This window comes from Aggregatilinea sp. (assembly GCF_036822615.1).
GTDB lineage: Bacteria > Chloroflexota > Anaerolineae > Aggregatilineales > Aggregatilineaceae > Aggregatilinea.
In genome coordinates this window covers 19,602-32,513 of the sequence record NZ_DAISHJ010000051.1, presented here as the reverse complement: position 1 = coordinate 32,513, position 12,912 = coordinate 19,602, and the positions used below count along the sequence as shown (strand labels likewise).

Here is a 12,912-nt window from a genome sequence, read left to right as displayed (position 1 = left end):
TTTTCAACCTTCCCCCTCAAAAGTGTCGTTCTCCCAGAATCAAGTTGGAGAGGGGAGACAAACACGTCTCAGTGAGTTTTGCAGGGCGGGATTTACCCGCCCTTAGTTTTGCTGCCCCCGCTGCGTTACCACTCGTCCCAAGTGTCGGAGGCGTCGTCCTGCGTCTCCAACTCGATCGGGGAGGCGGTGCCTGCCCACTCGTACAGAAACAGCGGCTGATCCGGCGCGAACAGGCTGCGATACCACGCGGCGACCTCGCGCGCGGCGTCTTTAGCGCCCGTCAGCACGAGGGCGTACCCGTCCCGGTGCAGGCCGCCGATCAGCATCCCGCCGTCCAGCATGAGCTGAACGTCAAACAGGTAAGCCTGCGGTTTGGGGCTGCGCACGTCGAACGCCGCCGACGGCCAGCGCTGGCCGAACTGCGCCATCAACCAAGCCGGATCGATGCGGAACGCGACCGGCGGAAGCAGATCGGTCGCGTATTCCCAGGTGTTCGACCAGCGGCGGTGCCGCTCCACGAACGTTTCAAATTCCGCAGCCGGGCTGACGATCCAGGTATTCGCCGGGCAGGCCTCCGAATCGCCGCTCAAGGCGCGGAAGTAGATGAACTCGAAGGGCCGCAGCGCCTCGCGGTCCACGTGCCAGCCCCAGCAGTCCGGCAGGGCGTGATCGGAGGCCACAACGCGATCGAGATCCGGCAGCGCGGGCGAAATGTCCGCCGTGTGACACGCCTGGCTCAGACAGTAGGCGGACCAGAAGCGCAGATCGGGGCTGGTGTCACCGAGCAGGCGGATATAACGGGCAATCGAATCGTCGTTCACGCACGATGCCGTTTGTTCGAGCGCACTGCTGCGCAGCTCGGGAGGCTCCGCCGCATCGTCCACGATCGACCACAGCGCGGAGATCGCGCGCGGGTCCGCCATCGAGCCGAGCGCCTGAAGCGCGCAGATGCGCGTCTGGAACGGCTGGTTTTTGTCCGACGCCAGCTCGCCCAGCCGGGGAATCGCCCGCTTGAGACCCATCGTGCCGCAGGCATAGGCGGCAGCGCAGTGCAGTTCGGTCTCGTCGGAGCGCAGCGCGTCCAACAGCGGCCCGACGGCCCGGCGCTTATCGACGCACTGCGCGACAAGCTGAAGGGTGCGGCACAAGACGGCGCGATATTCCGGGTGCACGGCGGTATCGCCCAGCAGCGCGAACAACCGCGAATAGGTGACAACATCCGCCTGCCGGAGCATGTTGATCTGGGCTTCGGATGCGTGGACTTCCCTCAAATCCTGCAAGAGCGATTCGTCGTGCATGGCCCGCCTTTATTGTTTCTTACTGCAATCACGGCGCATTCTTCATTGTATGCGCCCATTCTCGCCCGGTAAACGTGTGACTGCAACTCACGCGTAAAAAATCCTTCGCCGCGATTTCACCTGCGCTTGGCGCGGGGAGTGGCGGGCCTTAACCTGGGCGCAGTATGTATGAGCTGATGGGGCAGCGCCACCGGATTGAGTATCACTTTGCGTGAAAAAAGGTATAATAACGGGCATCGTAGGCCAGACATCTGGCACTCTGCCAGAGTGGTCGGAAGTGGTCCATGATCGAAGGGCATGTTCTACTCCTGAACGGGGGCACGTGGGAACCGCTAACGGTCATCGGCATTCCGCGCGCCATCAACCTTCTGATTTCCGGCAAAGCGTTCGTGGTCGAAGAATCCGATCGCTTTCTACGCACCGTCCGCGATAAGTACCGAGTTCCGTCCGTCATCGCCCTGCGGCACTTCATCAACGTTCCGCGCCGCCACGCCCACTGGAGCCGCCAGGGGGTACTCGTCCGCGACAACTACACCTGCATCTACTGCGGGGGCAAGGTCGGGGACATGATCCGTGGCAAGCCGCTCACCCGGCGCGATCTGACGGTCGATCACATCCTGCCCGTGTCACGCGGGGGGAAAAATACGTGGTCAAACACGGCCTGCGCCTGCTTCGCCTGCAATCACCGCAAAGGCAGCCGCCTGCCCGGTGAAGCAGGGATGAAGATGCTGTGGGAGCCGAAAACGCCACGCACCAGCTATCTGGTGATCGAGATGGGAACTGGTCCCGATACGTGGAAGCGTTACATCGAGATCAGCGGGTAAGCGGCAGCCAGGACCGGGCCGCCGCTAATGGAATAATCTGCCCGGCAAACCGGTGTTTGAAGCTAAAACAGCCGGGTATGGAGGCTGTCTCCCCCATGCCCGGCGTTTTTTTGCGCCTGTCGCCCGGGCGTATGGCCTGCGCCGACGGCAGCTGGTAGGCGGCGTGTTTTGCAGGGGCGTATGGTGATACGCCCCACGATGAACAGGCAATCTGGGAGTAAGTCGCCAAGCCATATGTGCGTAGGGGTAGAGCTTGCTTTACCCGGCCTTGCTGACAGCGGGCGATGCAAGCATCGCCCCTACGAAAAACAGTAGATAACAGGTATATGGGTCGGGGGATTGACCCTTCCTGAACCTTATACAATCCTGTAGAATGGATAGTATCTGTATTTGGCGGCAATAGGTGCTTGACTTGCCACCGGAGCCGTGCTACACTGAACCTTGCTATGGTAGGAGAATAAGGGATGATAGACGGCAGTCGTACCATTAACTCAAAAGCCGTATACTCCCGGCAAGAGGCGGCAGAACTGCTCGGCGTCAGCCTCAGCACCCTGAAAAAGTTGATTGACGCCGGATACCTGCGGATCAGCCGACCTGCGGGCGTAAGGCGCATCTTCATCCAGGGGTCCAGCATTCTCGAAATGCTCGATCAGACATCTATCGAAAGGCAAGCCTAATGTTACCCGGTTCGCTCAATCTGTTTAGCGAACTTGATACCGCAGACGATAGCAAGCCCGACGAACGCTTCCCGCATGATGCGGGCGTTTATGGGCAGTTGAATCCGCGTGTAGCACTGTCAATCCCCTCGCTGGCCGAGGTGAAAGACAGTTGGGAACCGGTTGGCAGCCAGCGATCTCACGGAGCGTGTGGCATGGAGGGCGCATTGTAGCGTTCTCAGCCGCCAGCAAGCTCGACCCTTCACCGGGGCGTGGGATCTGAAAATCAGTGGTCCCACGCCCCGGTTGCGTTTTGGTTCGGGGAACGCAGCGAAGGGGCGATAAGCGCGAGAAATGGAACTCTCGCACCGTCCCGAACGTCTTTTAAGCAGTACGTACAGCAGGAAGGCTGTGACGATGACCATCCAGCGGGTCCAAACCAACCAGTTGACAGGCACAGCGTATGACGTTGTGTGGTTCGAGACGCTGTTTAACGCGCTCGACCGTCTGCACGACGACGTATGCGCAGACTGCCTGGCGCCCCTCCCGACGCTCCCCCGCGACGAGATGGTAGGCTGGTTGGAAGATATCGTCTACACGGCCACAGAAACCATCTCGGAGCTGAGGGGAACTGCTCCGGGACTCGTAGGTAAGGCCGAAAAACTCGGCCAGAGCAGCGGAGGTGACCATGTCTCGCAAAACAGGTAATTGCGACGCAGGTCCAGGAAAGCACCAATTTCGCTCCGCATTCACCATCCTGATCGACTAGTCAATGGCTGGTTCGGTCGGGGGTGAATGCCACTCGACCGAACCGAATCACAACCGAACTGGAATGACTGGCCCACATGTAATGGATACGGCGCGCGATAGGGAAGCAGACGTGTAATGGAAACGTCGCCCGCCAGAGAAACGAAGGGGCCGCAAGTTTTTTGCAAGAACGAGAGGCAGGCCGGTAAGCGGCCTGCACACCGGGCTTAACCGTTCCGCGAGCGGCCCGGGTGGGGAGTTACTGTGCGACAAATGGGTGTTGGCTCCTCCCCACCCGCCCGCTCTCACTTTGAACCACCATCGACCGGAGGCCGAACGGCCCTACCGTGCGCACGCACAGAGGAGAAAAGCGCCTTGGGGAGTTGCTGCTAAACCTCTTTGATGCAATCGAGATCGACCTGGACATGCTGTTGGACGTGCTGGAGTTCGGGCTGGTGGGCGTGTTGGGCCTGCTGCCGATCTTCGTCATGACACTATCCGAGCATCTCCACGACCTGCACCTGCCACGGCTGCGGGTGCGCACCCACCTGACCGCATTAAAGGCAGCGGTACTATTGGCCGCCGCGGAGTGGACCGCGCGGTTCTTTATCTAAAGTGAAATCGTGGCTGGCGATGCGACGCGCTACCCCCCTGTATCGACCGCGCCCATCGCTACGAAAGCCACACACCAAGCACCAGAATCACAATCAGTGCCAGGGGGACCAACCCCGCGCGCACGATCATCCACAGTAAGACCAGAGGCCGGTCGCTCAGCGGCGCGCGCAGGCCATGCCATGCCAGCAGCACGAGCGGCAGCGCGATCAGCGCGCCCAGCGCCAGCGCACCGGACGGCACGCGCCCCGGCCAGAGCACCAGCGCCGCCAGCACGCCCACACTCACCATGCCCGCATAGAGCCATGCGATTCGCCCTTCCCCGACGATCACCGGCAGCGTATGTTTGCCCACCTGCGCGTCGGCAGGCAGATCGGGCGCGGCGATCGCCAGAAACAGCGAGGCGACGATGGGCAGCAGCGGCAGGCAGATCAGGAACAGATCGAGGCTGAGGTGGCCTGTTTGCAGGCTGTAGGCCCATTGGGGAACGATCAGCGCGGCGACGATGCCGGTGGTGAGTTCGCCCAGGCCGCGCCAGCCCAACTTGAGCGGCGGGGCGGTGTAAAACAGGGCCGCGAACAGCGCCCCGGCCAGCAGCAGCCAGCTTATAGAGGGCAAACCCGCCAGCGTCGCGCCGAGGAGCGCCCCGATCTGGCAGGCGATCCCGGCGGCGAGCGCGATCCAGGGCGGGAGAAAGCCCGTATTCAGCACGCCGCTGCCGCCCGACAGCAGCGTGCGGCGCGTATTGATCGCATCGGTGGGCCGGTCCCAGTAATCGTTGAAGTAGGCGGCGCTCAACTGCGCCAGCAGCTCGATGCCCGCCCCGGCCAGCAGCCGTCCGGCGTCCAGCCCGCCGCGATCGCGGTTCGCCAGGGCGAGGCCCACGGCATAGGTGAGCAGCGGCAGCGGCAGAAAGTGGAACCGGCTGAGGCGGATGAAGGCGGCAGTACGGCGCATGAACCTCCACGGTACGGCAAACGGCAACTCTGACTATAATGGATGTTAAGGGCAGCTATGCGCCGGGAGCAACGAGCGCACGCCCGGAGATAATGGACTTCTCATGAACGGACAAACGCTGATCGATCTGGGCTTCCAGCCGGGCCGCGCGGTCGGCCTCGCGCTGAAGGTCGCCGCCGACGCGGAGGCACAGGGCACGCCGGAAGCCGACATTCTGGCGGCGCTGGCGGACGTGCTGCGCGCGCCGGCAGAGTACACCGATCACCCGGTTTACGGCGCGGTCGCCGCAACCGTGATGACGGATACGGACTACAACGCGCGCAAATCGACCGACAGCCCCGTGGACGCGATCCCGTACAAGGTATGGGGCCGGGACGGCATCGAATCGGACGCGCTGGACCAGATGAAACGCGCGGCGAAGCTGCCGATCTCGGTGCGAGGGGCGCTGATGCCCGACGCGCACCCCGGCTACGGCCTGCCGATCGGCGGGGTGCTGGCGACGGATAACGCCGTGATCCCGTACGCGGTGGGCGTGGACATCGCCTGCCGGATGCGGCTGACCGTGTTCGACGCCTCGCCGCACATCCTCACGCAGAAGCGCGAGCGCTTCCGCACGGTGCTGGAAGAACAAACGCGCTTCGGCGCGGGCAGCACGTGGTCCATCCCGCGCGAGCACGAGGTGATGGACGATCCGCTGTGGGACGAGCATCCCGCCGCGCGGCTGTTCAAGGACGTCGCGTGGCACCAGCTTGGCACGAGCGGATCGGGCAATCACTTCGTGGAGTTCGGCGCGCTGGTCGTCAACTCGGAGATTCCCTCCCCGCTGGGTACAATTGCACCCGGCACGTATCTCGCTCTGCTGAGCCACAGCGGGAGCCGCCGCTTCGGGCTGGAAATGGCGAACCGCTACACGCGCATCGCCATGCAGCTGCACGAGACGCTGCCGAAGGAGTACCAGCACCTCGCGTGGCTGGGGCTGGATCACAGCGCGGGGGCGGAATATTGGGCGGCGATGACGCTCGCGGGGCGCTACGCCAGCGCGAACCATGCCATCATCCACCAGCAGATCGCGGAGGCAATCGGCTTCCCGGTAGTGGGCGGCGTGGAGAATCACCACAACTTCGCGTGGCAGGAAACGTTCGACGGGCAGGACGTGATCGTGCACCGCAAGGGCGCGACCCCCGCCGGAACGGGCGTGCTGGGCGTGATCCCCGGCAGCATGGGCGCGCCGGGCTACGTGGTGCGCGGGTTGGGCAGCGCCGAGGCGCTCAACAGCGCGTCGCACGGGGCGGGCCGCCGCCTGAGCCGCAAGCGCGCGATCGAAAAGTTCGATTGGGACAGCGTGCGGCGGTATTTGAAGGAGCAAAACGTCGAGCTGATCTCGGCGGGCCTGGACGAAGCGCCAGGGGCCTATAAGGACATCCGCAAAGTGATGGCCGATCAGGCGGATCTGGTCGAGGCGCTGGCGGAGTTCCAGCCCCGGCTCGTCAAAATGGATGGCGACTCTCCCGACCGCCGCACGGAGCGGCAGCCGGGTAAAGACAGGCAAAAGAAGGGTAGACGGCGCTAACCATGAAAGACGATATTCTGGCGCAAGCAGCAGAATGGCTGGATGCAGGGGAACCGGTCGCGGTGGCGACCATCGTGCGGATCTTCGGCTCGTCGAGCCAGCCGCTCGGCGCGCGCATGGCGATCACGCGCGATAACCGCTTTGCGGGCGCGGTCAGCGGCGGCTGCGTCGAGACGGACGTCTACGAGACGTCGCAGGACGTGCTGGCGGGCGGTAACGCACTGATGCTGCATTACAAGCACGTCGAAAACCCGCTGGTCGAGATCGGCCTGAACTGCGAAGGCAAGATCGACGTATTGGTGGAAAAGCTCGACCAGCCCATGCTCGACCTACTGCGCAGCGGGCCGGAGCGTCACGTCAAGGTAACGCTGTGCGCGCCGGGCACGCCCGCCGAGCCAAACGCGCGCCACGCGCAGATCCTGGCGGACGGATCGGGCGGCGACGGCCTGCCCGACGCCGTGATCCGTGACGCGCTGGCCGCCATGCGCCGCGACAAGCCCGCTTCGACCACCTACCCCGACGGCACGGTGGCGCTGTTCGAGCCGGTGCTGCCCCCGCCCGTGCTGCTGATCTTCGGCGGCGACGTGGCCGCGCAACCGCTGGTGCGCTTCGCCAAGATCCTGGGCATGCGCACGGTGGTCACCGACGCGCGCCCGGCCTTCGCCACGCGCGAAAAACATCCCGATGCGGACGAGGTCATCGCGGCGTGGCCCGCCGAGGTGATCCGGCGCGTGGGCGTGGACGTGCGCACGTTCGTCGTCTCGCTGAACCACGAGCCGCGCTTCGAGGATGCGCTGATGCTGGCGCTGGCCGGGCACGAGATCGGCTACCTGGGCGCGATCGGGAAGCGGGTGCGGCACGAGGAGCGATCCGCACGGCTGCAAGACGCCGGTCTGGACATGGCCCAGCTGCCGCCCATCCACACGCCGATCGGGCTGGATATCGGGGGCAAGTCGCCGGAGGAAATCGCGCTGAGCATCATCGCGGAGATCGTCGCGGTCAAAAACGGGCGTCCCGGCGGGATGCTGATCACACGCTTCGCACGCGAGATGGCGGCGGAATCGTAAGACGGATCGCAGCGTGCAACGTTGGCGAGAGAAACTCATGGCACCGTTCACCCGGCCCTCATCCGGCGATAATTCAGGCGCAAAGCTTCCCCAGGAAGCCGAATTCGTCGCGTGGGTAGCATCAGCATACGAGGCGCGGCCCGAATTCGAGCGCCGCGCCCGCGAAGCAGCCGCACGGCTTAGCGCCCCCCAGATCCGGAACCTGCCGCACTACTTTTACTATGGCGAGAACAAGCATCTCAAACCCGCCGAGCTTCAGGATCGGTTCAATGGGCTTGGCGAGTGGATGAGCATGTGCCAAGCAGCGATTTTCGAGATGTTCTACCACCGCCCGGAAGTTGCGCTGCCAATTCTGAACGATATCGCCTTTGGGGAGTATGACTGGACACAAATCCAGGCCACCGATATCCTGTGCCGCCTGGCACGCGACGGCGTCATCGACCGTGAGAGAACGCTGCGGAAAATCGTCTCGGCGTGGCCGACATGGCGCGATACCGCACAAGATGCGGCGATCTTCAGCCTGTCACTCGTGATTCCCACCATCCCCGAGGTCATCGATCTCATCAAACAGGCTGTTTCCGACATCGACGGACCACCACGAGCGTATATCGCGCTGCACCGTGTCGCGCCGGAAGAAGCACTTGGCTACCGCGCCGATCTGATAGCGCAGATGAACGGTTCCGGACAGCCTGCCCGTACCCCTGATGAAGGCGCAAGCCACAGACAAATTCAGGCCGCGATTGACCTGAGCATCATGTATCCCGACGAAGCCGAATTCAGCGACTGGCTCCTGGCATGGGCCCAAAACCACCCCGATGAAGTGACCAGACAGGCGCTGCGCCATGCCCTACGCAATTTATCCCATATCACCTTACCAGAAGACACGCCGTAAGCTCTTCACAAGTGGGCCATCCGGCCCATTTTTTGTCGGAAATGCACCTGCGCGACGGGAAAAATGCGACAATTGATTTATGAATTACGTAATGACAAGTACGAACCGACGGTGTAACACACCGGTACGGAAAAAACGCGCAAGTGTTGGAAAGAGACGACACGATGAAACGCTTACAGGGCCGACCGTTCTTCGCCGTCAGCGGCGTGATCGCGGCGCTGGTGCTGGCGATCCTGGCCTGTTCGGGCACGCCTGCCTCCACGATGAACGAAGGCAAGGGCACGCGCAACGATCCGGTCCCGGCAGGCAAGTACATGATCACCAACAAGTACGACGTCCGCGCGCAGGCGGTCTCGTACGTGGACACGCAGGATCCGCCCAGCGAGACGGACGAATATCGCAAGGTGCAGTTCCAGATCAAGTGCACGAAGTCGCCGGACGACATCTGCGATCTGAGCGAGATCCGCGACAGCTTGAAACTGGTGAGCACCACGGGAATCATCTATGATTCGGTTCCCGGCGTGACCCTGCCGCCTTCCGACAAGCCGCTGCAAGGCGAGATCCTCGGCGGCGCGGAACAGGTCGGCTGGCTGGTGTACGAGATCCCGATCGGGGTCGAGGTCAAGCTGGCAATGGCGGAGTATGACACGGACCGTCGCGGATTCTTTTCGCTGCCGTGAGCCAAGCACCAGGAATGGATGATGGCGACCGAAGTATCCCAAATCAGCGAGGCGCTGCGCGCGTTCGCACTGGACCTGCCCGGCGCGTTCGAGGATTTTCCGTGGGGCGAGCGGGTGATCAAGGTCAACAAGAAGATCTTCGTCTTCCTCGGAGCGAAAGAAGGGGAACGCACGGAGTTGTACCTGGGCGTGAAGCTGCCTGAGTCCGCCGAGGACGTGCTGATTCTGCCGTTCGCCGAGCCGATGGGCTACAACCTGGGGAAATCGGGCTGGGTGGAGTTCCATTTTCCGCCGGGCACGATCCCGCCCGCGTGTTTCGTGCAGCCGTGGATCGTGGAGAGCTACCGCGCCGTCGCGCCGAAAGCGATGGGCGCAAAGGTGAGGCTGCCGTAGGGGAGACGCGCAGCAGCACGCCCGCGCGCCGGGGTAAAATCGGGGCAACTCAGCGCCACATCATCCGGCTCAAAGGAAGCTGCCATGCCCCCTTCAGACTACGTCCAAACGATACGATCGCGCATCGGGCACGATTTACTGATATTGACCGGTGCGGGGGCCATTATCCGCAACCAGGACGGTGCGATTTTGCTCCAGCGGCGATCCGACAGCGGGCTGTGGGGCATTCCCGGCGGCATGATCGAGCCGGGCGAGGAACCCGCCGCGGCGGTGATCCGCGAAGTGCACGAGGAAACCGGGCTGGACGTCGTGCCGGAGCGCATTACCGGCGTCTATGGCGGGGCGAGTCACATCACCACGTATCCCAACGGCGACAACGTGGCGATTACCAGTATCACGTTTGAATGCCGCGTGGTAGGCGGACGGCTGGAAGCGCTCGACGGCGAATCGCTGGAGCTGGCGTGGTTCGCGCCCGACGCGCTGCCCGAATCGCTGCTGCCACGTCACCGCGAGCGCATCATGCACGCCCTGACGCGGCGCGAGCCGTTTTTCCGCCTGCCGGACGGCGTAGGCTCTGCTCCTACCGAGCAGTAGACAGCCGCCCAGGAACGCCGCAGATTGTTGACACTCGCGGAGCAGTCTGGCATACTATCAAGTAATCACATACCGCAAAGGCTGTGACGGAGAAAAGTACGCGGGAGCACCACTCCCAGGGAGTCCGGGTCGCTGACTGAAAGCCCGGACGAGCCGGACCTCGCGGAAGTTCGCTCCTGAGCCGACGGGTGAACGCGCACCACGGTGCGCCTGTAGTCCGCTCCGCCCGCCCCGCGTTAACCGGGCAGCCTGTCTCGCGCTGAGGTGCGACGCAGGTCAATGAGCGAGTCCGGCGGGAAAATCCGCACGGACTAAGCAGGGTGGTACCACGGGAGAACCTTCTCGTCCCTGATCCGGTGAGGATCGGCGACGAGATTTTTGTTTTAAAGCCAAATTGAGCGAAAGTAGAACGGATCGGCGGCTCGAACCGCCGGACGCATCGACGAACGGAAGGACGCACATGCTGGAACAACTCGAACAAACCTACCAGCGCGCGCACGCCGAACTGGACGGCATCCGCGACAAGGACACGCTGGCCGACTGGGAACGCCGCTACCTGGGCAAAAAGGGCGAGGTCACGGTGGCGCTGCGCAGCACCGGTCAGATGCCCAAAGAAGAACGCGCCGACTTCGGCAAGCGCGCCAACGAGATCAAAAACGCGCTGACGGACGCCTTCACCGCGCGCGAGACGGCGATCCAGGAGCACGAGCTGGCCCGCACGCTGGAAGAAGGCGCGCTGGACGTCACGCTGCCGGGCCGTTCCGTGGCGATGGGCGGGCTGCACCCCACTACGCAGACGCTGCGCGAGATCAGCGCGATCTGGGCGGAGATGGGCTTCCAGGTGTTCCGCAGCGCGGACGTGGAAGACGACGAGACGAACTTCACCCTGCTGAACATTCCGCCGCACCACCCCGCGCGCGACATGTGGGACACGTTCCACACCACGACGCCGGGCGTGCTGCTGCGCACGCACACCAGCCCCGGCCAGATCCGCGCCATGCACGAGCTGGGACACGGCGGCACGCAGCCGATCCGCGTGATCCTGCCCGGCATGTGCTACCGCTACGAGCAGATCTCGGCCCGGTCGGAAGTGCAGTTCAACCAGGTCGAAGGGCTGGCCGTGGGGCGCAACATCCGCCTGAGCGACCTCAAGGGGACCATCGCGGAGTTCGCGAGGCACATGTTCGGGGAAGACAAACACGTGCGCTTCCGCGGCTCGTATTTCCCGTTCACGGAGCCGAGCATGGAAGTGGACGTGGAGTGCATCCTGTGCGAAGGGCACGGCTGCCCGGTGTGCAAATACACGGGCTGGCTGGAGATCGCGGGGTGCGGCATGGTGCACCCCGTCGTGCTGCAAAACGGCGGCTACGACCCGACCGAGTGGAGCGGGTTCGCGTTCGGCATGGGGCCGGAGCGCATGACCATGATCAAGCACGGGATCAAGGACATCCGCTACTTCTGGCAGGACGATCTACGGTTCCTGGAGCAGTTCTAGAAAAGCAGCCATTAGCGGTTAGCGGTTGGCGTTTAGCTGAAAAGCCAAGGCATCCTACTAACCACAATCCGCACGATACGACAGATAGTGTAGGGGCAGCCAGGCGCAAGTCGCCTAGCTGGATGTGCGTAGGGGTAGGGCTTGCCCTACCCGGCTTTGCTGACCACGGGCGGGGCAAGCCCCGCCCCTACGAAAAGCAGAGTCGCCTATCGTGTCGCTGAAGGCTTAACTTACTGTATAGGGGGCAATTCATGAATTGCCCCTACAAGAGAACGTATAGACAACGCGACAGCTCGGTTTTTAGCCCTCAGCTAACGGCTAAAAGCTAACCAGCTCATCGCTAAAGGAGTTACGATGACTATCGACAACGACGACGATCTGCGCGGCTTGATGCGCATTGGCGAAATTTGCGGGACCGTGCTTAACGAGATGCTGGCGCGCGTCGAGCCGGGTATGACCACCAAACAACTCGATGACATCGGCGCGAAGCTGTTCAAGCAGTACGGCGCGCGCTCTGCGCCCATCCTGGCCTACAACTATCCGGGGCACACCTGCATCAGCCTCAACGACGAGGCCGCGCACGGCATCCCGCGCAAGGATCGCAAAATCCAGGCGGGCGACATCATCAACGTGGACGTATCGGCGGAGCTGGAAGGCTACTGGGCCGACACCGCGGCCAGCATGCCCGTGCCGCCGGTGAACAAGGATTACGAGCGCCTGTGCCGCTTCACTAAGTCCGCACGCGACGAGGCGATCAAAGCCGTGCGGGCGGGCGCGCCGCTAAACAGCATCGGCAAAGCGGTCGAGGGCGTGGCGAAGACGGGCGGTTACCGCATCGTGCGGCAGCTGACCGGGCACGGCGTCGGGCGGCACATTCACGAAAAGCCGACCGTGCTGGGCTATTACAACCGCCACGACAACGAGCTGATGCGCGATGGCATGGTGTTTACCATCGAGCCGTTCCTCAGCCCGGGGCGCGCCGTGATTTATACCGAGCGCGACGGCTGGACGCTGCGCACCACGGACGGCGCGGTCGTGGCGCAGTTCGAACACACGCTGATTGTGGACGGCGATCACGCGGTGCTGGTGACGGCGGTCTAAAGGCAGTTTTTAGTTGTCAGTTCGTA

14 protein-coding genes are annotated in these 12,912 nt (G+C 63.2%); 12 read left to right on the top strand and 2 right to left on the bottom strand.

Going from position 1 to position 12,912, the window contains the following annotated elements:
- Positions 1-125 precede the first annotated feature (125 nt).
- On the bottom strand, positions 126-1,298 hold the full coding sequence (locus V7116_RS14860; RefSeq protein ID WP_324392728.1) for a HEAT repeat domain-containing protein: 1,173 nt from the start codon (positions 1,296-1,298) through the stop codon (positions 126-128).
- Between the two features lie 284 nt (positions 1,299-1,582).
- On the opposite strand from V7116_RS14860, the gene V7116_RS14855 reads away from it, so the two are divergent.
- The 4 genes from V7116_RS14855 (at position 1,583) to V7116_RS14840 (ending at position 4,139) form a co-directional block, all read left to right on the top strand.
- A complete protein-coding gene (locus V7116_RS14855) occupies positions 1,583-2,122 on the top strand; it encodes an HNH endonuclease (protein WP_324392727.1) in 540 nt (179 codons plus the stop codon).
- Between the two features lie 464 nt (positions 2,123-2,586).
- Positions 2,587-2,799, top strand: coding sequence for a helix-turn-helix domain-containing protein (locus V7116_RS14850; RefSeq protein ID WP_324392726.1), 213 nt, complete (start codon positions 2,587-2,589; stop codon positions 2,797-2,799).
- A gap of 396 nt (positions 2,800-3,195) precedes the next feature.
- The gene (locus V7116_RS14845; RefSeq protein WP_324392725.1) at positions 3,196-3,486 is read left to right on the top strand and encodes a hypothetical protein; all 291 of its coding nucleotides are present in this window, start codon (positions 3,196-3,198) and stop codon (positions 3,484-3,486) included.
- 422 nt (positions 3,487-3,908) lie between these two features.
- Entirely contained in the window at positions 3,909-4,139 is a 231-nt protein-coding gene (locus V7116_RS14840; protein ID WP_324392724.1) for a hypothetical protein, read from the top strand.
- Between the two features lie 58 nt (positions 4,140-4,197).
- Here V7116_RS14840 and V7116_RS14835 read toward each other — a convergent pair whose 3' ends face one another.
- Positions 4,198-5,094 (bottom strand): prenyltransferase, encoded by an 897-nt coding sequence (locus V7116_RS14835; protein WP_324392723.1) that lies wholly within the window; start codon positions 5,092-5,094, stop codon positions 4,198-4,200.
- A gap of 103 nt (positions 5,095-5,197) precedes the next feature.
- On the opposite strand from V7116_RS14835, the gene V7116_RS14830 reads away from it, so the two are divergent.
- From V7116_RS14830 to map, 8 genes are all read left to right on the top strand, one after another.
- On the top strand, positions 5,198-6,664 hold the full coding sequence (locus tag V7116_RS14830; protein ID WP_324392722.1) for an RtcB family protein: 1,467 nt from the start codon (positions 5,198-5,200) through the stop codon (positions 6,662-6,664).
- 2 nt (positions 6,665-6,666) lie between these two features.
- A complete protein-coding gene (locus tag V7116_RS14825) occupies positions 6,667-7,731 on the top strand; it encodes an XdhC family protein (protein WP_324392721.1) in 1,065 nt (354 codons plus the stop codon).
- A gap of 37 nt (positions 7,732-7,768) precedes the next feature.
- Positions 7,769-8,623 carry a hypothetical protein gene (locus V7116_RS14820; RefSeq protein WP_324392720.1) on the top strand — a complete coding sequence of 285 codons (855 nt, stop codon included), beginning with the start codon at positions 7,769-7,771 and terminating at the stop codon, positions 8,621-8,623.
- A 164-nt stretch (positions 8,624-8,787) separates the two neighbouring features.
- A complete protein-coding gene (locus V7116_RS14815) occupies positions 8,788-9,303 on the top strand; it encodes a hypothetical protein (RefSeq protein ID WP_324392719.1) in 516 nt (171 codons plus the stop codon).
- A gap of 21 nt (positions 9,304-9,324) precedes the next feature.
- On the top strand, positions 9,325-9,696 hold the full coding sequence (locus V7116_RS14810) for an MmcQ/YjbR family DNA-binding protein (RefSeq protein ID WP_324392718.1): 372 nt from the start codon (positions 9,325-9,327) through the stop codon (positions 9,694-9,696).
- 84 nt (positions 9,697-9,780) lie between these two features.
- Positions 9,781-10,290, top strand: coding sequence for an NUDIX domain-containing protein (locus V7116_RS14805; protein WP_324392717.1), 510 nt, complete (start codon positions 9,781-9,783; stop codon positions 10,288-10,290).
- 460 nt (positions 10,291-10,750) lie between these two features.
- A complete protein-coding gene (gene pheS / locus V7116_RS14800) occupies positions 10,751-11,785 on the top strand; it encodes a phenylalanine--tRNA ligase subunit alpha (RefSeq protein WP_324392716.1) in 1,035 nt (344 codons plus the stop codon).
- A gap of 354 nt (positions 11,786-12,139) precedes the next feature.
- Positions 12,140-12,886 carry a type I methionyl aminopeptidase gene (gene map, locus V7116_RS14795; RefSeq protein ID WP_324392715.1) on the top strand — a complete coding sequence of 249 codons (747 nt, stop codon included), beginning with the start codon at positions 12,140-12,142 and terminating at the stop codon, positions 12,884-12,886.
- Positions 12,887-12,912 lie beyond the last annotated feature (26 nt).